At 60.0% G+C, this 19,441-nt stretch carries 22 protein-coding genes, 1 tRNA gene and 1 pseudogene; 16 read left to right on the top strand and 8 right to left on the bottom strand.

The features are described 5' to 3' along the window. Positions 1–91: 91 nt before the first annotated feature. The 7 genes from AB4Z20_RS17100 to AB4Z20_RS17070 all read right to left on the bottom strand — a co-directional run bounded on the left by AB4Z20_RS17100 (position 92) and on the right by AB4Z20_RS17070 (position 5,888). Positions 92–838, bottom strand: a complete 747-nt coding sequence (locus tag AB4Z20_RS17100) for a substrate-binding periplasmic protein (protein WP_253471009.1) — start codon at positions 836–838, stop codon at positions 92–94. A gap of 63 nt (positions 839–901) precedes the next feature. Next, a complete protein-coding gene (hisF, locus tag AB4Z20_RS17095) occupies positions 902–1,672 on the bottom strand; it encodes an imidazole glycerol phosphate synthase subunit HisF (protein ID WP_003196830.1) in 771 nt (256 codons plus the stop codon). A 9-nt stretch (positions 1,673–1,681) separates the two neighbouring features. Further along, positions 1,682–2,419 (bottom strand): 1-(5-phosphoribosyl)-5-[(5-phosphoribosylamino)methylideneamino]imidazole-4-carboxamide isomerase, encoded by a 738-nt coding sequence (gene hisA, locus AB4Z20_RS17090; protein WP_003196828.1) that lies wholly within the window; start codon positions 2,417–2,419, stop codon positions 1,682–1,684. A gap of 42 nt (positions 2,420–2,461) precedes the next feature. After that, complete coding sequence (locus tag AB4Z20_RS17085; protein ID WP_003186749.1) at positions 2,462–2,716, bottom strand: DUF2164 domain-containing protein; 255 nt, start codon at positions 2,714–2,716, stop codon at positions 2,462–2,464. Then, a complete protein-coding gene (gene hisH / locus AB4Z20_RS17080) occupies positions 2,716–3,354 on the bottom strand; it encodes an imidazole glycerol phosphate synthase subunit HisH (RefSeq protein ID WP_253471006.1) in 639 nt (212 codons plus the stop codon). Before hisH ends, AB4Z20_RS17085 begins: the two co-directional genes overlap by 1 nt. Beyond that, positions 3,354–3,947 carry an imidazoleglycerol-phosphate dehydratase HisB gene (gene hisB / locus AB4Z20_RS17075; RefSeq protein WP_003186751.1) on the bottom strand — a complete coding sequence of 198 codons (594 nt, stop codon included), beginning with the start codon at positions 3,945–3,947 and terminating at the stop codon, positions 3,354–3,356. Before hisB ends, hisH begins: the two co-directional genes overlap by 1 nt. Positions 3,948–4,226: 279 nt before the next feature. Next, positions 4,227–5,888 (bottom strand): OFA family MFS transporter, encoded by a 1,662-nt coding sequence (locus AB4Z20_RS17070; RefSeq protein WP_214510943.1) that lies wholly within the window; start codon positions 5,886–5,888, stop codon positions 4,227–4,229. Positions 5,889–6,150: 262 nt separating this feature from the next. On the opposite strand from AB4Z20_RS17070, the gene panM reads away from it, so the two are divergent. From panM to AB4Z20_RS17020, 10 genes and pseudogenes are all read left to right on the top strand, one after another. Continuing rightward, positions 6,151–6,549 (top strand): aspartate 1-decarboxylase autocleavage activator PanM, encoded by a 399-nt coding sequence (panM, locus tag AB4Z20_RS17065; RefSeq protein ID WP_253471003.1) that lies wholly within the window; start codon positions 6,151–6,153, stop codon positions 6,547–6,549. A 184-nt stretch (positions 6,550–6,733) separates the two neighbouring features. Next, complete coding sequence (locus AB4Z20_RS17060) at positions 6,734–8,965, top strand: AsmA family protein (protein ID WP_253471001.1); 2,232 nt, start codon at positions 6,734–6,736, stop codon at positions 8,963–8,965. Continuing rightward, entirely contained in the window at positions 8,962–10,029 is a 1,068-nt protein-coding gene (gene mutY, locus AB4Z20_RS17055; protein WP_003196816.1) for an A/G-specific adenine glycosylase, read from the top strand. Before AB4Z20_RS17060 ends, mutY begins: the two co-directional genes overlap by 4 nt. Beyond that, the gene (locus tag AB4Z20_RS17050) at positions 10,026–10,298 is read left to right on the top strand and encodes an oxidative damage protection protein (RefSeq protein WP_003196814.1); all 273 of its coding nucleotides are present in this window, start codon (positions 10,026–10,028) and stop codon (positions 10,296–10,298) included. Before mutY ends, AB4Z20_RS17050 begins: the two co-directional genes overlap by 4 nt. Positions 10,299–10,400: 102 nt before the next feature. Beyond that, positions 10,401–10,476, top strand: a tRNA-Phe gene (locus tag AB4Z20_RS17045). 116 nt (positions 10,477–10,592) lie between these two features. Next, positions 10,593–10,922 carry a DHCW motif cupin fold protein gene (locus AB4Z20_RS17040; protein ID WP_014336091.1) on the top strand — a complete coding sequence of 110 codons (330 nt, stop codon included), beginning with the start codon at positions 10,593–10,595 and terminating at the stop codon, positions 10,920–10,922. A 61-nt stretch (positions 10,923–10,983) separates the two neighbouring features. After that, positions 10,984–11,391 carry a hypothetical protein gene (locus AB4Z20_RS17035; protein ID WP_014336090.1) on the top strand — a complete coding sequence of 136 codons (408 nt, stop codon included), beginning with the start codon at positions 10,984–10,986 and terminating at the stop codon, positions 11,389–11,391. Positions 11,392–11,612: 221 nt separating this feature from the next. Next, on the top strand, positions 11,613–12,662 hold the full coding sequence (locus tag AB4Z20_RS17030; protein WP_253470997.1) for a PDDEXK nuclease domain-containing protein: 1,050 nt from the start codon (positions 11,613–11,615) through the stop codon (positions 12,660–12,662). 7 nt (positions 12,663–12,669) lie between these two features. After that, positions 12,670–12,812, top strand: a pseudogene (locus AB4Z20_RS17025) (ATP-binding protein); the annotation flags it as partial. 40 nt (positions 12,813–12,852) lie between these two features. Beyond that, complete coding sequence (locus tag AB4Z20_RS17020) at positions 12,853–13,299, top strand: hypothetical protein (protein WP_253470995.1); 447 nt, start codon at positions 12,853–12,855, stop codon at positions 13,297–13,299. A gap of 9 nt (positions 13,300–13,308) precedes the next feature. Here the strand turns inward: AB4Z20_RS17020 and AB4Z20_RS17015 are convergent, their stop codons facing one another. Beyond that, complete coding sequence (locus AB4Z20_RS17015) at positions 13,309–13,758, bottom strand: carboxypeptidase regulatory-like domain-containing protein (RefSeq protein ID WP_253470993.1); 450 nt, start codon at positions 13,756–13,758, stop codon at positions 13,309–13,311. A gap of 394 nt (positions 13,759–14,152) precedes the next feature. Here AB4Z20_RS17015 and AB4Z20_RS17010 point away from each other — a divergent pair, with 394 nt between their 5' ends. The 6 genes from AB4Z20_RS17010 (at position 14,153) to AB4Z20_RS16985 (ending at position 19,170) form a co-directional block, all read left to right on the top strand. Then, positions 14,153–14,653, top strand: a complete 501-nt coding sequence (locus AB4Z20_RS17010) for a hypothetical protein (RefSeq protein ID WP_442090294.1) — start codon at positions 14,153–14,155, stop codon at positions 14,651–14,653. A 301-nt stretch (positions 14,654–14,954) separates the two neighbouring features. Next, positions 14,955–15,728, top strand: a complete 774-nt coding sequence (locus AB4Z20_RS17005) for an ABC transporter ATP-binding protein (RefSeq protein ID WP_253470989.1) — start codon at positions 14,955–14,957, stop codon at positions 15,726–15,728. 13 nt (positions 15,729–15,741) lie between these two features. Further along, the gene (locus AB4Z20_RS17000; protein ID WP_214510951.1) at positions 15,742–16,497 is read left to right on the top strand and encodes an ABC transporter substrate-binding protein; all 756 of its coding nucleotides are present in this window, start codon (positions 15,742–15,744) and stop codon (positions 16,495–16,497) included. A gap of 78 nt (positions 16,498–16,575) precedes the next feature. Then, entirely contained in the window at positions 16,576–17,271 is a 696-nt protein-coding gene (locus tag AB4Z20_RS16995; protein ID WP_109751966.1) for an ABC transporter permease, read from the top strand. Further along, positions 17,268–17,957 carry an ABC transporter permease gene (locus tag AB4Z20_RS16990; protein WP_253470988.1) on the top strand — a complete coding sequence of 230 codons (690 nt, stop codon included), beginning with the start codon at positions 17,268–17,270 and terminating at the stop codon, positions 17,955–17,957. The genes AB4Z20_RS16995 and AB4Z20_RS16990 overlap by 4 nt, the downstream gene beginning before the upstream one ends. Continuing rightward, positions 17,938–19,170 (top strand): methyltransferase, encoded by a 1,233-nt coding sequence (locus AB4Z20_RS16985; RefSeq protein WP_442090293.1) that lies wholly within the window; start codon positions 17,938–17,940, stop codon positions 19,168–19,170. The genes AB4Z20_RS16990 and AB4Z20_RS16985 overlap by 20 nt, the downstream gene beginning before the upstream one ends. The last annotated feature ends 271 nt before the right edge of the window (positions 19,171–19,441 follow it).

The following is a 19,441-nucleotide window of genomic DNA, read 5'->3' as shown; positions in this document are numbered from 1 at the left end:
ACAAGATTTGTATTCACAGCAGATCCCTTGTGGGAGCGAGCTTGCTCCGGGCGGCGATCCGACGATGGCGGCGGCACAGCCTGCACAGCGCTCAGAGATACCGCGCCATAATCGCATCCACCGTGCCTTCCTTGCGCAGTTCATCCAGGGCCTTTTGAAGCCGGGCAACCACGTCGTCAGGCACGTCTTTGTTCAAGGCCAGGTACAGCTCGGCACTGTTGAAGCGCAGCACGGTCTTGAGATCGTTCACCCCTTCCTGACGCGCCAGGTAACGCCCGGCAGGGTCGCCAGTGGCCCACAGGTCGATCTGACCGTTGACCAATTTCCGGGCGTTGTCCTGATCGCGCAACACGACAATCGGGTTCAGCCCCTGCTTGGCCAATGTCTCGGCAATCGCGTCGCCCTTGTAGGCTCCGACCTTGTATTGGCGCGCCTGCTCCAGCGAGCCTAGGGCGATCTTGCTGTCGGCCTTGGCGAGCATGATCCAATCATCCGGACCGATGGGGCCAACCCATTTGAAAAGCTTTTCACGCTCCGGCAACCGCGCCATGACAAACACACCGTAGCCAGGGTTTTCCAAGGCGAGTTTGTAGATCCGTTCCCAGGGGAAACGCAGCGTCAGGCTGTAGGAGATATCGGCACGCTTGAAGACTTCGCGGACGATGTCCACGGCAATGCCATGGATGTTCTCGTCCTGGGCGAAGTTCTTGCCGTTCTTGGCCATGTTGTACGGTGGGAAGTTTTCCGTCAGCAACACCAGCGATGTATCAGCGGCGCGGACGGTGCCTGCGAGCAACAGCGTGGCACCGGCAAAGGCAAGAACGAGGCGTTTGAGCATGTCGGGCTACCGCAATCCATGGTGTGCCCAAGAGTGCCTTGGGCCCGCCATGGTGTCCAGCGATCAGCGAATGCAGATACCGCGATGCGCCATGTAGGCCTTGGCTTCCGGCACGGTGTATTCGCCAAAGTGGAAGATGCTCGCCGCCAGCACCGCGCTGGCATGGCCTTCCAGGATGCCGTCGGCCAGGTGCTGCAGGTTGCCGACGCCGCCGGAAGCGATCACCGGAATGCCCAGGGCATCGCTGATGGCGCGAGTGACACCGAGGTCGAAGCCATTCTTCATGCCGTCCTGGTCCATGCTGGTCAGCAGGATTTCACCGGCGCCCAGGCCTTCCATCTTCTTCGCCCACTCGACGGCGTCCAGGCCCGTAGGCTTGCGCCCACCGTGGGTGAAGATTTCCCAGCGCGGGGTTTCGCCCGGGCCGGAGACCTTCTTCGCATCGATGGCCACGACGATGCACTGCGAACCGAAGTGCTGGGCCGCTTCGCCGACGAACTCCGGGTTGAACACCGCCGCGGTGTTGATCGACACCTTGTCGGCACCGGCATTGAGCAGGTTGCGGATGTCCTGCACGGTGCGCACGCCACCGCCCACGGTCAGCGGGATGAACACCTGGCTGGCCATGCGCTCGACGGTATGGAGCGTGGTATCGCGGCCATCGACGCTGGCCGTGATGTCGAGGAAAGTAATCTCGTCCGCACCCTGTTCGTCGTAGCGACGGGCGATTTCCACCGGGTCGCCGGCATCACGGATGTTCTCGAACTTGACACCCTTGACCACCCGGCCGTTGTCCACGTCCAGGCAAGGGATGATGCGTTTGGCCAGCGCCATGGTGAGTCCTCAGCCTTTATAGGTATCGCAGAAGGCCTGGGCCTCGGCGACATCCAGGGTGCCTTCGTAGATCGCGCGACCGGTGATCGCACCGATGATGCCCGGCGCCTTGGCGTCGAGCAGTGCCTTGATGTCACCCAGGTTGTGGATGCCACCGGAAGCAATGACCGGGATCTTCGTCGCGGCAGCCAGGGCGGCGGTGAACGGGACATTGCAGCCCTGCATCATGCCGTCTTTGGCGATATCGGTGTAGACGATGGCAGACACGCCGTCGGCTTCGAAACGCTTGGCCAGGTCGATCACCTGTACGGTACTGACTTCAGCCCAACCGTCGGTGGCGACGAAACCGTCTTTTGCGTCCAGGCCAACGATGACCTTGCCCGGGAAGGCGCGGCACGCTTCAGCAACGAACTCGGGCTCTTTCACGGCCTTGGTGCCGATGATCACGTAGCTCACGCCGGCCTTGACGTAATGTTCGATGGTTTCCAGCGAGCGAATGCCGCCGCCGATCTGGATCGGCAGGTTCGGGTAGCGCTTGGCAATGGCCGTGACCACTTCGCCATTGACCGGTTGCCCTTCGAAGGCGCCGTTCAGATCGACCAGATGCAGGCGACGGCAGCCGCCCTCCACCCACTTGGCGGCCATGCTCACCGGGTCATCGGAAAACACCGTGGAGTCTTCCATGCGGCCCTGACGCAGACGTACGCAAGCGCCGTCCTTGAGATCGATAGCGGGGATAATCAGCATCTGGCAAACCTTCAAATACGAATATTCAGCTTGGCTCGAAAATCAGTTTTTCTCGAGCGCCCACAAGTCGCTTTCAATGCTTTCGAACCTTTCTTTAAGGTGCGTCTGCACATCGAAAATCGCCCTGTTGTAATAGTGCGGAGCAATTTCGCGGGTAAACAGGTCAAGAATTTCCGCCGCTTCGAACGAACCCAGGTCCAGCTCGAAACGCTCCTCCATGAACCGCTGGATCTTGCGGTTCGCTTCACTCTCCTGCTCGGGCGTGAGGGTGAGGATCGGCGGCTTCTTGCGGGCCATTACCAGCGCCCGTCCCACGCGGCGAAGTTCTGCAACAGCTGCAGGCCATGGGTATGGCTCTTCTCCGGGTGGAACTGCACGGCGAAGCGCGAACCATCGGCCAGGGCGGCGGCGAAATCGACGCCATAGTGACCGCCACCCACCACCTGCCGCGCATTGCCGGCGGCGATGTAGTAGCTGTGCACGAAGTAGAAGCGCGCCAGGTCCGGGATGTTGTGCCACAGCGGGTGATCCACCGTCTGCTTCACTTCGTTCCAGCCCATGTGCGGGACTTTCAGGTGCTCGCCGTCTTCATGCAGGCCCTTGCCGAAAAACTTCACCTGGCCTGGAAACATGGAGATGCAATCGACGCCGTCGTTCTCTTCGCTGCGCTCGAGCAAGGCTTGCATGCCCACGCAGATGCCAAGGAACGGACGGTCCTGGCTGACTTCGTGCACCAGCTTGTCGAAGCCCAGGCGACGGATCTCGGCCATGCAATCGCGAATCGCACCGACGCCGGGGAACACCACCCGGTCAGCTTCGCGAATCACGTCGGCATCGCTGGTGATCAGCACCTTGCCAGCGCCCACGTGCTCGAGGGCCTTGGCCACCGAGTGCAGGTTGCCCATGCCGTAGTCGATTACCGCGACCGTCTGCATTACAGGACGCCCTTGGTGGAAGGCATCTGGCCGGCCATGCGGTCATCGAGCTCGACAGCCATGCGCAGGGCACGGCCGAAAGCCTTGAACACGGTTTCGATCTGGTGGTGGGTGTTGTGCCCGCGCAGGTTGTCGATGTGCAAGGTCACGTTGGCGTGGTTGACGAAGCCCTGGAAGAATTCCTGGAACAGGTCAACGTCGAAGCCGCCGACGGTGGCACGGGTATACGGCACATGCATCTGCAGGCCCGGACGGCCGGAGAAGTCGATGACCACACGCGACAGCGCCTCATCGAGCGGCACGTAGGCATGGCCGTAGCGACGGATGCCCTTCTTGTCGCCGATGGCTTTGGTAAAGGCCTGGCCCAAGGTGATACCGACGTCTTCCACCGTGTGGTGGTCGTCGATATGCAGGTCGCCCTTGCTGACGATGTCCAGGTCGATCAGCCCGTGACGGGCGATCTGGTCCAGCATGTGCTCAAGAAAAGGCACGCCGATATCAAACCGGGCCTTTCCGGTGCCATCCAGGTTGATCGAGGCTTTGATCTGGGTTTCCAGAGTGTCGCGCTCGACAGACGCCTTACGTTCGGCCATCACCAGCTCCGCAAAATCATTGGGCGAAAAAGGCAGCCATTATAGGGGCGCGAGCGGCAAACAGAAACACAAGAGGTGACATCACTGACGGGCTGAATCCCGGGCTGTCGGTGATAGACATGTCCATACAAGTCTTTGCCATCACCCAAAACGACTGTGGGAGCGAGCTCGCTCGCGATAGCGGTGGGCCAGCCGACCATGATGTCGACTGACACACCCTCATCGCGAGCAAGCTCGCTCCCACAAAGGTTGCCCTACCGGATGGTCAGGGCAACGGTCTTAATGAAACAACACCGCCGTCTTCTGCAGGGTCACCCACACACCCCACGCCAACGGAATGCCCACCACCAGCCAGGCGGCGATCGCCAGGGGCTTGGTGCCCGGCGCGGCTTTCCACTCCAGCGAAGTGGTGCTGTCGGCGCCCTTGTCATGGCCCAGCGCCTGTTCGGCGGCCAGTTCGGCGTCGGTCATGAAGTACTTGTCGGCGACCGGGCGGACCAGCAGATTGCACAGGAAGCCCAGCACCAGCAGGCCGGCGAGGATATACAAGGTGATGTCATAGGCCGCGGCACGTTCAACGCCGATGCTCAGCTGATATTCACGCAGGTAGTTCACCAGTACCGGACCCAGCACGCCTGCCGCCGCCCATGCGGTCAACAGGCGACCGTGGATCGCGCCGACCATTTGCGTACCGAACAGGTCCGCCAGGTAGGCCGGCACGGTGGCGAAACCGCCGCCGTACATCGACAGGATGATGCAGAACGCCGCCACGAACAGCGCGACACTGCCCAGGTGACCCAGGTTCGGGATCAGTGCGTACAGGGCAAAGCCCAGGGCGAAGAACACGAAATAGGTGTTTTTGCGACCCAGGTAATCCGAGAAGGATGCCCAGAAGAACCGGCCGCCGATGTTGAACAGGCTCAGCAGACCGGTGAAACCAGCCGCGATGGCTGCGATCTGGCCCAGTTGCGCGGCATCCAGTTGACCGAAAGGCAGGTCATTGCCGAGCAACTTGCCGCCGAACACTTCCTGCAACAGTGGCGAAGCCATGCCCAGGATGCCGATACCGGCGGATACGTTCAGGCACAGCACCAGCCATACCAGACGGAACTGCGGGGTTTTCCAGGCCACGTTCACGTGAACGTGGCGATGGGTGATCATCGCGTTCGCGGCTTTCTTCGGTGCCGGGGTCCAGCCTTCAGGCTTCCAGCCGGTTGGCGGAACGCGATACGACAGAGCGCCACCGATCATGAACACGAAGTAGATCGCGGCCATGACCAGGAAGCTCTGCCATACGCCCACGCCGGTTGGCGAAGCGAAATGGCTCATCAGCGCCGCAGCCAGCGGAGCACCGACCATCGCACCACCGCCGAACCCCATGATCGCCATGCCGGTGGCCATGCCGCGCTTGTCCGGGAACCACTTGATCAGGGTCGACACCGGGGAGATATAGCCCAGCCCCAGGCCGATACCGCCGATCACGCCAGAACCGAGCCACATCAGCCAGATCTGGTGGGTATAGATACCCAGCGCGGAAATCACCAGGCCACCGCACCAGCACAACGCCGATACAACACCGGCCTTGCGTGGCCCGGCGTGTTCCAGCCAGCCGCCCCAGATGGCTGCCGAGCAACCCAGGAAGATGAAGAACAGGGTGTAGATCCAACCGAGCATCGAGATCGGCCAGTCGCATTGGGACGAAAAGACTTGCGAGATGAAGCTCATATCCGGTGCACAGGCCACAGGCTTGGTGATACCCAAGGCTTTGGACAGTGGCAGCCAGAACACCGAGAAGCCGTAGGCCATGCCGATGCAGAGGTGAATAGCCAGTGCGGCCGGCGGAACCAGCCACCGGTTGAAACCGGGCTTGGCGATGATGCGCTCCTTGGAGAGGAACGCAGGCTGGTCGGCGACGCCGCCGGCCGTGATGCTCGTGCTCATTTGTGTATCCCCCAGTTATTAGAATGGTTCGCCAGTCACGCATCACCGTCAGCCTTCATTGCACGCAGGCATGACTGTATTTTCTGGTAAAGCTCCATATTAGTGCGACATTACGCCGCAGAAAGACGGGCGAACGGGCAAAGGTTACCATTTGATCGCTACAGAAAAGTCAAAGTGATATCACCTTTTTCGTTTCATCTGTCTTATCGCGCCATTGCTGACTTTCTATAGGGCGTGAACCGTTTATTTTTCAGGAATCTGTATGCCCATCGTCGTCGAGCACCTGAACGAAGCCACCTGCCAAGACCAGCAGGACCTGCAGAAAATCTACCGGGATGCCCCGGCCTGGCTATTCGAACCGTTTAGCGATGCCACGCAACTGATCGAGCAATGCCTCGAGGAAGGCTCGCTGATCGCGGCACGCTTCAATGACCGACTGCTCGGTGCAGCACGCCTGCAACGGCACCAGAACGCCTGGCGCTTGTCCCACCTGTGCGTACGAAACGTTACCCGTCGCCGTGGCGTGGCTGAACGGCTGGTGAGCGAAGCCCGACGAATGGCCGCGCTAAACGATGCCGAGCTGCACCTGTTGGCCCCGACCGGGCATCTGCAAGCCCAGGCGCTGGCGGCCAAGCTGGGACTGATGCTGGTCCAGGATTAGAAACCACTGTGGGAGCGAGCTTGCTCGCGATGGCGGTCGCACACTCGACACCTTCATGGACTGTCACACCGTTATCGCGAGCAAGCTCGCTCCCACAGTGGATTTGCGGTCCCAACGCACCACCACCAACCCACAGCGTTATACTCCCGGTTAAATTTTGAACTCAACCTACAAGGATTCGCCCATGAAAGCGTTCGGCAAAATCCTGGGTCTGGTACTTCTCGGGCTGTTGCTGATCATTGTGGCCCTGGGCTTTGCCCTGACCCACCTGTTCGATCCCAACGACTACAAAGAAGAGATCCGCCAGATAGCCCGCGACAAGGCCCACATCGAGCTGACCCTCAATGGCGACATCGGCTGGAGCCTGTTTCCGTGGCTGGGCCTTGAGTTGCACGACGCCAGCGTCGCTACCTTGGCCAGTCCGACCCAGCCTTTCGCTGACCTGCAGATGCTCGGCCTTTCGGTCCGGGTGATACCGCTGCTGCGCCGGGAAGTACAAATGAGCGATGTGCGGGTCGAAGGCCTGAACCTGCGGCTCAATCGTGACAAGAACGGGCACGGCAACTGGGAAGACATCGGCAAGGTGCCGGCCTCTGCGTCGACGGCGAACGCGCCGGCCACCGTGCCGGCCGAACAACCGACCCCGCCCGTCAGCACCCCGGCAGAAAAACCTGCCCAGCCGACCCGACTGGATATCGACAGCCTGACCGTGAACAACGCCCGGGTCGAATACACCGACGAGCAGACCGGCAAGCTGTTCACGGCCGAGAGCATCCAACTGAGCACCGGCCCGGTCCACGACTCCACCAACATTCCGGTCACCCTGACCGCATTCCTGTCCAGTAACCAGCCAGCCGTACGCGTACGCACCGAAGTGACGGGGGAACTGCGCTTCGAACGTGCCTTGAAGCGCTACAAGTTCGAAGACCTGAAACTGTCCGGCGAAGCCACTGGCGACCCCTTGCAGGGCAAGACCCTGAACTTCGCCGCCCAAGGCCAATTGTTCCTGGACAAAGCCGCAAACGTCGCCGAATGGACCGGCATCAAACTGTCGCTCAATCAACTGCGAGCCCTGGGTGAACTGAAGGTCAACGACCTCGACAAGACCCCGCAATTGAATGGCGGCGTGTCCATCGCCCAGTTCGACTTGGCGAAGTTCGTCGACAGCGTCGGCCAGAAACTCCCCGCCATGGCCGAAGGCAGCCTGAGCAAGGTCGAGCTGTCCAGCCGCATTGCCGGTACGCCAACGAGTGTCGAGTTCAACGACATCAACCTGAAAGTGGACGACAGCAACTTCAGCGGTCGCATCGCCGTGGAAGACTTCGCCAAGCAATCCCTGCGCGCGCAGCTCAAGGCCGACACGTTCAACGTCGACCGCTACCTGGCGCCAAAGTCCGCCGAAGCCGACAGTTCCAAGGCGGCCCGTGAGGCCGAAGTCAGCAACACCGAAGCCAGCGCCATGGCCGGTGCCGGCAGTACACCGCTGCCAAGCGCCCCGACCCAGGGCGCCTGGAGTAACGATCGACTGTTTCCAGTGGAACGCCTGAGCAAGCTGGACCTCGATGCTGACCTGACCTTCGGGCAACTGACCCTCGATAAACTGCCAATCCAGAACGCTGCGCTCAAGGCCACCGGCCGAGGCGGCCTGCTGACCCTGGAGAACCTGCGAGGCGACCTGTACAGCGGCAACTTCGAAACCAAGGGCACCCTGGACGTGCGCCAGCCCACGCCACAGTTGAGCCTGCAAACGCGCATCAATCGGGTCCCTGCCGAGAAGATCATCGAAAGCCAAGGCAAGAATCCGCCGGTCACAGGCCTGGTCACCGTCAACAGCGCGATCACCGCCAGCGGCAATAGCCAGAAAGCCCTGATCGACAGCCTCAACGGCACCGCCGGGTTCGTCATCAACGATGGCGTGCTGCTCAATGCCAACCTCGAACAGCAATTGTGCAAAGGCATCGCCACCCTCAATCGCAAGACCCTCAGCGGCGAACCCCGGGGCAAGGACACGCCGTTCCAGCAACTCAACGGCAATCTGACCTTCAACAATGGCGTCGCCAACAACCCGGACCTGAAAGTCCGCATCCCCGGCATGATCGCCAACGGCAACGGCGACATCGACCTGCGAGTGTTGGGCATGGACTATCGCGTCGGCATCATCGTCGAAGGCGACAAGAGCGATATGCCAGACCCGGCCTGCCAGGTCAACGAGCGCTACGTCGACATCGAATGGCCATTGCGCTGCCGCGGCCCGCTCGAACTGGGCGCCAAGGCCTGCCGCCTGGACAACGATGGGCTGGGCAAGGTCGCGGCGAAACTGGCCGGCGACCGTCTCGGCGACAAGATCGATGAGAAACTGGGCGACAAGGTCAGCCCCGAACTCAAAGATGCGCTCAAGGGGCTGTTCAAGCGATGAGAGCCGAACAGTTTTCCACCGCCGTACTGGACTGGTTCGACCGCCACGGGCGCCACGATTTGCCCTGGCAACAAGCCATCTCGCCCTATCGGGTGTGGGTCTCGGAAATCATGTTGCAGCAGACCCAGGTCAGTACCGTGCTCAACTACTTCGACCGGTTCATGGCCTCGCTGCCCACCGTTCAAGCCCTGGCCGCCGCGCCGGAAGACGAAGTGCTGCATCTGTGGACCGGGCTGGGCTATTACACCCGTGCGCGCAACTTGCAGAAAACCGCGAAAATCGTCGTAGAACAGTACGGCGGCGAATTTCCCCGGGACGTGGAAAAACTCACCGAGTTGCCGGGGATCGGCCTGTCCACCGCCGGCGCCATCGCCAGCATCAGCATGGGCCTGCGGGCGCCGATCCTCGATGGCAACGTCAAGCGGGTACTGGCGCGCTTCACCGCCCAGGAAGGCTACCCAGGCGAACCCAAGGTTGCGAAACAGCTGTGGGCCACCGCCGAGCGCTTCACGCCACAGGACCGCGTCAACGCCTACACCCAAGCGATGATGGACCTGGGCGCCACGCTCTGTACCCGCAGCAAGCCCAGTTGCCTGCTCTGCCCGCTGAAGCAAGGGTGCGAGGCCCACATGCTGGGCCTGGAAACCCGCTACCCGATTCCCAAGCCTCGCAAGGAAGTGCCCAAGAAGCGCACCTTGATGCCGATGCTGGCGAACCACGAGGGCGCGATCCTGCTTTACCGTCGCCCTTCCACGGGGCTGTGGGGCGGTCTGTGGAGCCTGCCGGAACTCGACGACCTCGACGACCTGCAGCATCTGGCCCTGCAACACTCGCTGGAATTGGGCAGCCAACAAGAAATGCCAAGCCTGGTGCACACCTTCAGCCACTTCCAGTTGGCGATCGAACCCTGGCTGGTCCGGGTCCGGGAAACCGGCCATCACGTGGCCGAGGCCGACTGGCTCTGGTATAACCTCGCCACCCCGCCGCGCCTGGGCCTTGCCGCCCCGGTCAAAACCTTGCTCGAACGCGCGGCCGCCGTAATGAACGCAGGAGAGTTGCAATGACCCGCACCATCATGTGCCGCAAGTACAAAGAAGAACTGGAAGGCCTGGAACGTGCACCGTTCCCGGGTGCCAAGGGCCAGGACATCTACGATCACGTCTCGGCCAAGGCCTGGGCCGACTGGCAGAAACACCAGACCCTGCTGATCAATGAAAAACGCCTGAACATGATGAACGCTGAAGATCGCAAATACCTTCAGGGCGAGATGGACAAGTACTTTTCCGGCGAGGATTACGCCAAGGCCGAAGGCTACGTACCGCCGTCCGAATAAGCTGTTCCGCGTGGGGGCGGATCGTAAGCGACGGTAATAATTAAATATTTTTTGAAAACGTGCTTGACGCCCCCCTGAAAAACCCGTTTAATGCGCCCCGTTGCCCAGATAGCTCAGTCGGTAGAGCAGGGGATTGAAAATCCCCGTGTCGGCGGTTCGATTCCGTCTCTGGGCACCAAATACCGAAAACCCCGATCAAGAAATTGATCGGGGTTTTTTATTGCCCGGGATTTTCTTCCTCCATCTTGGAGACTCAGCTACATTCGTCCGCTCCCCTCCAGCAAACGAGTCGACATGGACATCACCGGCATCCCCTTTGGCACCACCGATTGGTCAACCATCGAGCCCACCGAACACAAAGGTGTCACTGGAACCGCGTATTGGCGCACCCAGCAGTTCGGGAACATTCGCGTGCGGATGGTGGAATATACGCCGGGGTACCTGGCCGACCATTGGTGCACCAAGGGCCACATCCTGTTTTGCCTCAAGGGCGAGCTCAATACTGAACTCGAAGATGGCCGGCAATTCTTGCTCAAGCCCGGCATGAGCTACCAGGTCGCCGACCAGGCCGAGCCCCATCGCTCCTCCACTTCATCGGGGGCTACGCTCTTCATAGTGGATTGAGATTCGAAGCGTGCGCGTTGAAGCTGTAGGATAGATGGCCTTATCCATCAGGAATCCGACCATGTCATCGGCGAACAAACAGCAGAAGCGCAGCCAGCGCGCCAAGGCGAAAGCCAAGCAGAACCGTACTAAGCGTGCTGCTGCGCCGAACGATTTCCTCGACCCGAACGACGAGCGCATCGACCTGGAAACCGTGGACCTATCGGACATGTTCCGACTCATGGGCGCAGCCGAAAAGATCAGCCAGCAGGCCATGTGCATCGCCTTCCTGGGGCATCCACTGCTGGAGTTGGTGCTAGAGCAGGAAGGTGAGGAAGAAGCGACCGACTTCATCTTTACCGCATTGATCGAATACCGCCGCTTGACCACCGGTGTGGATGAGCAGACCGCGCTGGATTGGGTAGAAAGCAAGCAATTCCAGGCCGATTATGTGGCTGCATCCCAGGCACTGGCGCAAGGTAAGGTCTGACTGTCACCCGCCAAGCGCTTTGTGGCGAAGGGCTTCGCCGTGACTGACAGGCTGCGGGAGTAGTTCCTACAGGCCAAGGTCAACCAACATGGGGCGGCGTCATACCCGTCCTGCGTCAATCAGCCATTTTTCCTCCCAAGCAATCAGCCCCGTCCGGCATCATCGAAACGTCGCCTGAAGCATCCTTGCGGTCTGCCCCCTCTCAATGGCTGGATACTGCGATGACGCCACTGCTGCCTCAAGACGACCCACAGCTCGCCCCCTTGATCAACGAACTCGGCGAGCTGATTCGCCAGGCACGGCAGAAGGTCCTGCGTGCCGTCGATACGCTCCAGGTACAAACCTGCTGGCAGATCGGCCGGCATATCATCGAGTTCGAACAGGGCGGCGCCGAGCGGGCGGCCTATGGGGCACGGCTGCTGCCGTCGCTGGCGAAAGTGCTGACGGCACGGTTTGGGAAAGGGTTTGATGCTTCAAATTTGCGCTACATGCGTCTCTTTTATCAGGCGTTTCCAATCTGTGACGCACTGCGTCACGAATTGAGCTGGACTCACTATCGAACGCTGCTACGCGTCGAAAATGCGAATGCACGCCGTTGGTACATGAACGAAGCCGTCACTCAAAACTGGTCCACCCGCGCCTTGGAACGACAGATCGGCACGTTCTATTACGAACGTCTCCTGGCAAGCCGCGACCAGCCTGCGGTAGAGCAGGAAGCGGCCGCCAATCTTGAGAAGCTGGATTTCGGTCCCAGGGACATCGTCAGGGATCCGGTGGTCCTTGAGTTCCTAGGACTGCCCAATACCGGCACGCTGCTGGAAACCGACCTTGAACAGGCCTTGATCGACCAGCTACAAGGCTTCCTTCTGGAACTGGGGAAAGGTTTCGCCTTTGTCGCCCGCCAACAACGCATCAGCACCGAAAGCAAAGATTTCTACATCGACCTGGTCTTCTACAACTACCTGCTCAAGTGCTTTGTGATCGTCGACCTCAAGCGCGGCGAACTGAGCCACCAGGACATCGGGCAAATGGATATGTATGTGCGCCTCTACGACGAGCTGAAACGCGGCCCCGATGACAAACCTACCGTCGGCATCATTCTCTGCGCGCGCAAAGACGATTCGGTGGTGCGTTATTCCGTGTTGCAGGGCAATGAACAGTTGTTCGCCAGCCAATACCAATTGCTGCTGCCCACGGAGGAAGAGCTGCGCAACGAGCTGGATCGCGAACGGGCGCGACTTGAGGAGGCGCGATCAGGCGCAGCGACTTGAAGAAATGAAAGCCGACCGCAACCCGAACGGCACCGGGCTGGGGTTGTACATTTTCAAGGGGATTGTCCAGGCTCATGGCGGTAAACTGCACGCCGAAAGCCAACCAGGCCGGGCAGCGAATTCCGCTTTACCGTGTCGAAAGTCGACTGAGCCGGGCACCGTCCCCTAACAAATTGGAAACCGAAGCCCAATGGCCTCACTGAACAAACAGCAAAAACGCGCCAAGCGCGCCAAAGACAAAGCCAAGCAGATCCGCATGACCGGGCGCAAATCGATCCCGATGTATGGCGACCCGGCCCACGCCACCGCCCAGCCGCCGGTCTACGTGCTGGAACTGTTCGCCAAGCTGCGCGACGCCGAGGCCGTCAGCCGCAATGAAATGCTCGATACGCTGCTCACGTCCCTGAGCGAGATGATCATCGAACGCCCAGGCCTGCTCGACCTGAAAAACGCCGAAAACGAAAGCATGGCGGCGACCAACCTGGCCGCCGACATGCTGGTGGACTACCGCATGTGGGTCGATGAAATGGACCGCGAGACCGCCCAGCGCTGGCTCAGTACACCGGAGTTCATCAAGGACTTCAGCGAGGCGCTGGACCGTTACCGCCAGACCCTGGAAGAACCCGCCAGCGAATAAACCGGTCGGCTATTCGTCACTGTTCCAATGGAACACCAGGTTGCGCGCGGCCCCACTGCCTACCTCAGCAGTGTCGCGCCGCGCCTCACCATTGCGCGTCGCCACCACGCTGTACTTGCCCGGCGGCAGTTGCACATAAACCAGCGGCCCGGCCTCAGTCAGCGTCAGCAGTGTTTGCCCCGACGCCTTCTGGATGACGACCTCCACATCCGGGATGTATTTGTTTTCCGGACCAACCGAGAATGTCATGTGCAAGTTGTAACCCTGGGCCTGTCCAATGGCCCGTGCTTCGTCCTCGCCGATACCGCCGGACAGGTAGGTGATGCCGTTCTGCTGTAGTGGCTGGACCTGAACACCTGTGTTGTCGATGGGCGCGAGGTTGGTGGCGTTGAGCACAACGGGAAACAGCAGGACGCTGATGGCAACGAAGGGCAATACAAAGTAATGAATGAGCTTCATGGCGAGGACTCCAGGTTCTGGAAACAACTCACATGAGTTCTTTTTAGAGCGCAGTTGCGCATTGTGGTTTAGATCGATTGGAATTAAGGAATAGGACGAGATCGGTATATCTATGGACATATCTCTCACTAATCCTATGCTTCCATCTCGAATTCACCCTTGATGCCAACCCCCGGACTGCGCATCGAGGATTGGACCACTGTGACGACGCCGGGGTTGTAACTTCAGTGGCTTGAAGTTAAAAAAAGCTCCATCGAGCCCCTGTGGGAGTGAGCTTGCTCACGATGAGGCCATCAACTTCACATCTGCGTTGGCTTCTCTACCGCTATCGCGAGCAAGCTCGCTCCCACAGGTTTCATGGCTACTTTTTTCAACGAATAACGGAACCACACCCATGGCCTCCGCGAACAAGCAACAAAAACGCGCCAAGCGTGCAAAAGCAAAAGCCAAGCAACTGCGCGTCAGTCGTACAAAGCCTGCTGCCGTCACGTTTGATCTTCCCGAGTACGACGATCCGTACTTCCTGGATGCCTTGCAAGACGAATTCGCAGAACCTCCCAGAGACTTCTTGTCGCTGTTTTATGAGATGCAAGACGCCGAAGAAGAGACGGGACGCATCGACATGATGGTCAGGATGCTCGGATTACTCCTTGCGATGACGAATGAACAGCCCGAGCTTCTGGATAGCGAAAATGCCGAAAGCGAAGCCATGGCAGCCCAAAAACTAGCCGAAAATACGCTGATCGCTTACCGAAGATGGGCTGACGATATCGATCAGGAAGCAGCGGAACATTGGCTTCACAGCCCTGAAGTGCAGGCGGATTTCGAAACTGCACGAGCCAGCTTCAAAGAGGTTCTCAAAATACTGTGGGATCTCGAGGACGCTCCCGAATAACCCAACAGACTTTTGATTGCCGCAACGCTCATCCGGTTAACCCTTCCAACCCCCGCCCAAAGCTGGCACCATCGCGCCTTTTTTTACGCGACTCCCCGGACTTTTCACCGGTAAACCAGGTTCAAACGGCCGTTCGGTTGTTGATGGCGCGACAGACTGCTGTGCCGATGCGACAACCTGCCGCACATCACCGGTTTACCGCCCGTAGCGCTGTTGGCGGCCATTCGGACGCATGCTAGCTTGGCCGCCTCGCCAAGGAAGGCAGCCAACAGCAAGGGAGCACATACCATGAGGACCGCACATGGCCCAGGCCACGCCCGCGCTTGAAATCCGCAACCTGCACAAACGCTACGGACAGCTGGAGGTGCTCAAAGGCGTCTCGCTGACCGCCCGCGACGGCGATGTGATCTCGATCCTCGGATCCTCCGGGTCCGGCAAATCCACATTCCTGCGCTGCATCAACCTGCTGGAAAACCCCAACCAGGGCCAGATCCTGGTGGCCGGCGAAGAGCTCAGGCTCAAGGCCGCAAAGAACGGTGAACTGGTGGCCGCCGACGGCAAACAGATCAACCGCCTGCGCAGCGAGATCGGTTTTGTCTTCCAGAACTTCAACCTTTGGCCGCACATGAGCGTGCTCGATAACATCATCGAAGCGCCGCGCCGGGTGCTTGGCCAAAGCAAGGCCGAAGCCGTCGAAGTGGCCGAAGCCCTGCTGGCCAAGGTCGGTATCGCCGACAAGCGCCACGCCTACCCGGCCGAACTGTCTGGCGGCCAGCAACAACGCGCCGCCATCGCCCGCACACTGGCGATGCAACCCAAGGTGATTCTGTTCGACGAACCCACCTCCGCCCTTGACCCGGAAATGGTTCAGGAAGTACTTAGTGTGATCCGCGCCCTGGCCGAAGAAGGTCGCACCATGCTGCTGGTCACCCATGAAATGGGCTTCGCCCGTCAGGTTTCCAGCGAAGTCGTGTTTCTTCATCAAGGCCTGGTCGAGGAGCAAGGATCGCCACAGCAGGTCTTCGAGAACCCGCTTTCGGCGCGCTGCAAACAATTCATGTCCAGCAACCGCTAACGGAGCAGTACAGATGCAGACCTACAAGAAATTCCTCCTGGCCGCAGTTGCCGGCCTGGTCTTTTCGGCCAATGCCATGGCGGCGGAAAAGCTGAAGATGGGCATCGAAGCGGCCTATCCGCCGTTCAACAACAAGGACGCCAGCGGCCAGGTCGTAGGATTCGATAAAGACATCGGCGACGCCCTGTGCGCCAAGATGAAAGTCGAGTGCGAAGTGGTCACTTCAGACTGGGACGGCATCATTCCCGCCCTGTTGGCCCAGAAGTTCGACTTCCTGATTTCTTCACTGTCGGTCAATGACGAGCGCAAGCAAGCCGTGGACTTCACCGACCCGTACTACTCCAACAAATTGCAATTCATCGCACCGAAAAACGTCGATTTCAAAGTCGATAAAGAGTCTCTCAAGGGCAAGGTCATCGGGGCACAGCGCTCTACCCTCGCCGGCACCTGGCTGGAAGACGAACTGGGCAGCGATATCACCGCCAAGCTCTACGACACCCAGGAAAACGCCTACCTGGACCTGACCTCCGGTCGCGTCGACGCGATCCTGGCGGACAAATACGTGAACTACGACTGGCTGAAAACCGACGCTGGCCGTGCTTACGAATTCAAGGGCGACCCGGTGGTGGAAGGCGACAAGATCGCCATGGCGGTGCGCAAGGGTAACGACGAACTGCGCAACAAGCTGAACGCCGCCCTCAAGGAAATCATTGCCGACGGCACCTATAAAAAGATCAACGACAAGTACTTCCCGTTCAGCATCTATTGATACTGACGTGCCTGGCCGGCGCTGTTCCCTGGCAGCACCGGCCCTTAGCAAAGCCTGCCGCGATATGAACTCTTACCCATGATGATCGATCTCTACGGATTCGGCCCGGCGCTTGCCGCCGGCGCGCTGATGACCGTCAAACTGGCGCTCACGGCCCTCTGCCTGGGACTGGTGCTCGGCCTGCTCGGCGCCTTGGCCAAGACCTCGCCGTACAAGCCGCTGCAATGGCTGGGCGGCACTTATTCAACACTGGTTCGCGGCATCCCGGAATTGCTCTGGGTGCTATTGATCTATTTCGGCACCGTTAACCTGATGCGGGCCTTGGGTGAGTACTTCGGCAATCCCGACCTTGCCCTCAACGCCTTCGCCGCCGGGGTCATTGCCCTGGGCCTGTGCTTTGGCGCCTACGCCACGGAAGTGTTTCGCGGCGCGATCCTGGCGATTCCCAAGGGCCATCGCGAGGCCGGCGTCGCCCTGGGCCTGTCGAAGTGGCGGATCTTCACCCGATTGATCATGCCGCAGATGTGGCGCATTGCCCTGCCCGGGCTGGGCAACCTGTTCATGATCCTGATGAAGGACACCGCGCTGGTCTCGGTGATCGGCCTGGAAGAAATCATGCGCCATGCGCAAATCGGCGTGACCGTGTCCAAGCAACCGTTCACCTTCTATATGGTCGCAGCCTTCATGTACCTGGGGCTGACGGTGTTCGCCATGATCGGCATGCACCTGCTGGAACGACGCGCCGCCCGTGGATTTACCAGGAGCACCCAATGAACTGGGACGTCATCATCAAATGGCTGCCGAAGCTGGCCCAAGGCGCGACACTGACCTTGGAGCTGGTGGCCATCGCCGTGATCGCCGGGCTGCTGCTGGCGATTCCGCTGGGCATCGCCCGTTCTTCACGTCTGTGGCAAGTGCGGGCATTGCCCTATGCCTACATCTTCTTTTTCCGTGGCACGCCGCTGTTGGTCCAACTGTTCTTGGTCTACTACGGCCTGGCGCAATTCGATGCCGTGCGCAGCAGCGCGATGTGGCCGTACCTGCGGGATCCGTTCTGGTGCGCCACGGCCACCATGACCCTGCACACCGCCGCCTACATCGCCGAGATCCTGCGCGGAGCGATCCAGGCCATCCCAAAGGGCGAGATCGAGGCCGCACGGGCCCTGGGCATGTCGCGGCCCAAGGCGCTGCTCTACATCATGCTGCCCCGCGCCGCACGCATCGGCCTGCCGGCCTACAGCAACGAAGTGATCCTGATGCTCAAGGCCAGTGCCCTGGCGAGTACCGTGACCTTGCTGGAACTCACCGGCATGGCCCGCACCATCATTGCCCGGACCTATATGCCGGTGGAGATCTTCTTCGCGGCCGGCATGTTCTACCTATTGATGTCCTTCGTCCTGGTGCAAGGTTTCAAGCAACTGGAACGCTGGTTGCGCGTCGATGCCTGCCAAGGTCGCTGACAGCGACATTCTGACGGGCGAGGCACTGCTCGCCCGCTTCACGGCGCTGGACGTTTTTCTCACAGCGCACCAGGCACTGTGGAAACCGCGTCCGTTCACCCACCTGCAATTGCCTTGGGAAACGTCCCACCCGGAATTGGCCCGATGGCTACGCCAGCGTTCGCTGGAAGCTGCGGAAAACGACCATCATCAGCCTTGGTTGATGGAAGACGCGCCAGCGCCATTCCCGGAATTGGCCGCGATCTCCCGTGCACTTATCACTGTCGCAGAATTGCCGGCCAGCACGCTCCAGGCACCAAACCATCGCCTCAACGTCGACGTGCCCGGACGCAAATGGCAGCAGATCGAAGCCTTCGCCAGCCGCTTGCACTTCACCACCCAGCCGACTCACTGGCTCGATTGGTGCGCCGGCAAAGGCCACCTCGGTCGACGCCTGCTGCACGGTGAGCAGCAACTGACCTGCCTGGAATACGACCCCGCACTGGTCGCCAGCGGCCAACAACTGAGCCTGCGCCATCACCTGCCCGCCACGCACCTGCAACAAGACGTGCTGGCGGCGGACGCAACCCAGGCACTTCATCCCGAACACACCCCCGTAGCTTTGCACGCCTGCGGCGACCTGCATGTACGCTTGATGCAGCTCGCCAGCGCCGTTGGTTGTGCACAACTGGCTATCGCGCCGTGCTGTTACAACCGCATCAGCAGCGAGCGTTATCAGGCACTGTCCGACGCCGCCAAGGGCTCTGCCCTACAGCTGTCGCTCGACGATCTCAGCCTGCCGCAGACCGAAACCGTCACTGCTGGCGCCCGCGTCAGAAGACAACGGGACCACTCCATGGCCTGGCGCCTGGGCTTCGATTTGCTGCAACGGCAAATCAGAGGGTGCGACGACTACTTGCCCACGCCATCATTGCCTACCGTTTGGTTGGAAAAATCCTTCGCCCAGTACTGCATCGATCTGGCGGCCCTGAAAGACTTATCCACAGTCGGCACGCCTGATTGGGTTGCCTTGGAAGCAGCGGGCCATCAACGCTTGGCCGAAGTGCGCAACCTGGAGTTGTTGCGAGGCCTTTTCCGGCGACCGCTGGAGCTTTGGCTGGTACTGGATCGGGCGCTTTTCCTCACGCAAAAGGGCTACGAAGTTCGCCTCGGCACCTTCTGCGAAACGCCACTGACGCCACGCAATCTGCTGTTGCTGGCAGAGCGTTACTGAGACGAAACAGCCTGTGGATAACTCTGTTGATGAAATAAACTCGAATTCAAGAAAACCGTGATTTCCTGACCGAATGTGCATTGGTCATTTTTTGTTCACATGGATAAAAAACCATGAAAACAGGCATTTGCGACGAAACGCGACCGCGGTCACAAAATCGCGAAGTAACCTGCGTCTCATCCTGTCCGTTGTGCATAAGCGTCTAAGCAAAACGACATAACCGCCGAATTCAGTGCTGCCCCGCGCCAGTAATTGCGTCCATCGCGCCCGT

The sequence above is a fragment of the Pseudomonas sp. KB_12 genome, from assembly GCF_052114545.1.
GTDB classification, from domain to species: domain Bacteria; phylum Pseudomonadota; class Gammaproteobacteria; order Pseudomonadales; family Pseudomonadaceae; genus Aquipseudomonas; species Aquipseudomonas brassicacearum.
The sequence above is the reverse complement of the archived record's forward strand: the minus strand, read 5'-3'. Positions and strand labels throughout refer to the sequence as shown.

Excerpts from the sequence above, each read along its gene's own strand:
- hisF (WP_003196830.1), bottom strand. The coding sequence starts at position 1,672 with ATGGCGCTGGCCAAACGCATCATCCCTTGCCTGGACGTGGACAACGGC.
- AB4Z20_RS16995 (WP_109751966.1), top strand. The coding sequence starts at position 16,576 with ATGATGATCGATCTCTACGGATTCGGCCCGGCGCTTGCCGCCGGCGCG.
- AB4Z20_RS17085 (WP_003186749.1), bottom strand. The coding sequence starts at position 2,716 with ATGGCCCGCAAGAAGCCGCCGATCCTCACCCTCACGCCCGAGCAGGAG.
- AB4Z20_RS17010 (WP_442090294.1), top strand. The coding sequence starts at position 14,153 with ATGGCCTCCGCGAACAAGCAACAAAAACGCGCCAAGCGTGCAAAAGCA.
- AB4Z20_RS17020 (WP_253470995.1), top strand. The coding sequence starts at position 12,853 with ATGGCCTCACTGAACAAACAGCAAAAACGCGCCAAGCGCGCCAAAGAC.
- AB4Z20_RS17040 (WP_014336091.1), top strand. The coding sequence starts at position 10,593 with ATGGACATCACCGGCATCCCCTTTGGCACCACCGATTGGTCAACCATC.
- AB4Z20_RS16985 (WP_442090293.1), top strand. The coding sequence starts at position 17,938 with ATGCCTGCCAAGGTCGCTGACAGCGACATTCTGACGGGCGAGGCACTG.
- hisH (WP_253471006.1), bottom strand. The coding sequence starts at position 3,354 with ATGCAGACGGTCGCGGTAATCGACTACGGCATGGGCAACCTGCACTCG.
- AB4Z20_RS17050 (WP_003196814.1), top strand. The coding sequence starts at position 10,026 with ATGACCCGCACCATCATGTGCCGCAAGTACAAAGAAGAACTGGAAGGC.
- AB4Z20_RS17005 (WP_253470989.1), top strand. The coding sequence starts at position 14,955 with ATGGCCCAGGCCACGCCCGCGCTTGAAATCCGCAACCTGCACAAACGC.
- hisB (WP_003186751.1), bottom strand. The coding sequence starts at position 3,947 with ATGGCCGAACGTAAGGCGTCTGTCGAGCGCGACACTCTGGAAACCCAG.
- AB4Z20_RS16990 (WP_253470988.1), top strand. The coding sequence starts at position 17,268 with ATGAACTGGGACGTCATCATCAAATGGCTGCCGAAGCTGGCCCAAGGC.
- AB4Z20_RS17030 (WP_253470997.1), top strand. The coding sequence starts at position 11,613 with ATGACGCCACTGCTGCCTCAAGACGACCCACAGCTCGCCCCCTTGATC.
- AB4Z20_RS17000 (WP_214510951.1), top strand. The coding sequence starts at position 15,742 with ATGCAGACCTACAAGAAATTCCTCCTGGCCGCAGTTGCCGGCCTGGTC.
- AB4Z20_RS17015 (WP_253470993.1), bottom strand. The coding sequence starts at position 13,758 with ATGAAGCTCATTCATTACTTTGTATTGCCCTTCGTTGCCATCAGCGTC.
- AB4Z20_RS17060 (WP_253471001.1), top strand. The coding sequence starts at position 6,734 with ATGAAAGCGTTCGGCAAAATCCTGGGTCTGGTACTTCTCGGGCTGTTG.
- AB4Z20_RS17100 (WP_253471009.1), bottom strand. The coding sequence starts at position 838 with ATGCTCAAACGCCTCGTTCTTGCCTTTGCCGGTGCCACGCTGTTGCTC.
- AB4Z20_RS17035 (WP_014336090.1), top strand. The coding sequence starts at position 10,984 with ATGTCATCGGCGAACAAACAGCAGAAGCGCAGCCAGCGCGCCAAGGCG.
- hisA (WP_003196828.1), bottom strand. The coding sequence starts at position 2,419 with ATGCTGATTATCCCCGCTATCGATCTCAAGGACGGCGCTTGCGTACGT.
- AB4Z20_RS17070 (WP_214510943.1), bottom strand. The coding sequence starts at position 5,888 with ATGAGCACGAGCATCACGGCCGGCGGCGTCGCCGACCAGCCTGCGTTC.
- panM (WP_253471003.1), top strand. The coding sequence starts at position 6,151 with ATGCCCATCGTCGTCGAGCACCTGAACGAAGCCACCTGCCAAGACCAG.
- mutY (WP_003196816.1), top strand. The coding sequence starts at position 8,962 with ATGAGAGCCGAACAGTTTTCCACCGCCGTACTGGACTGGTTCGACCGC.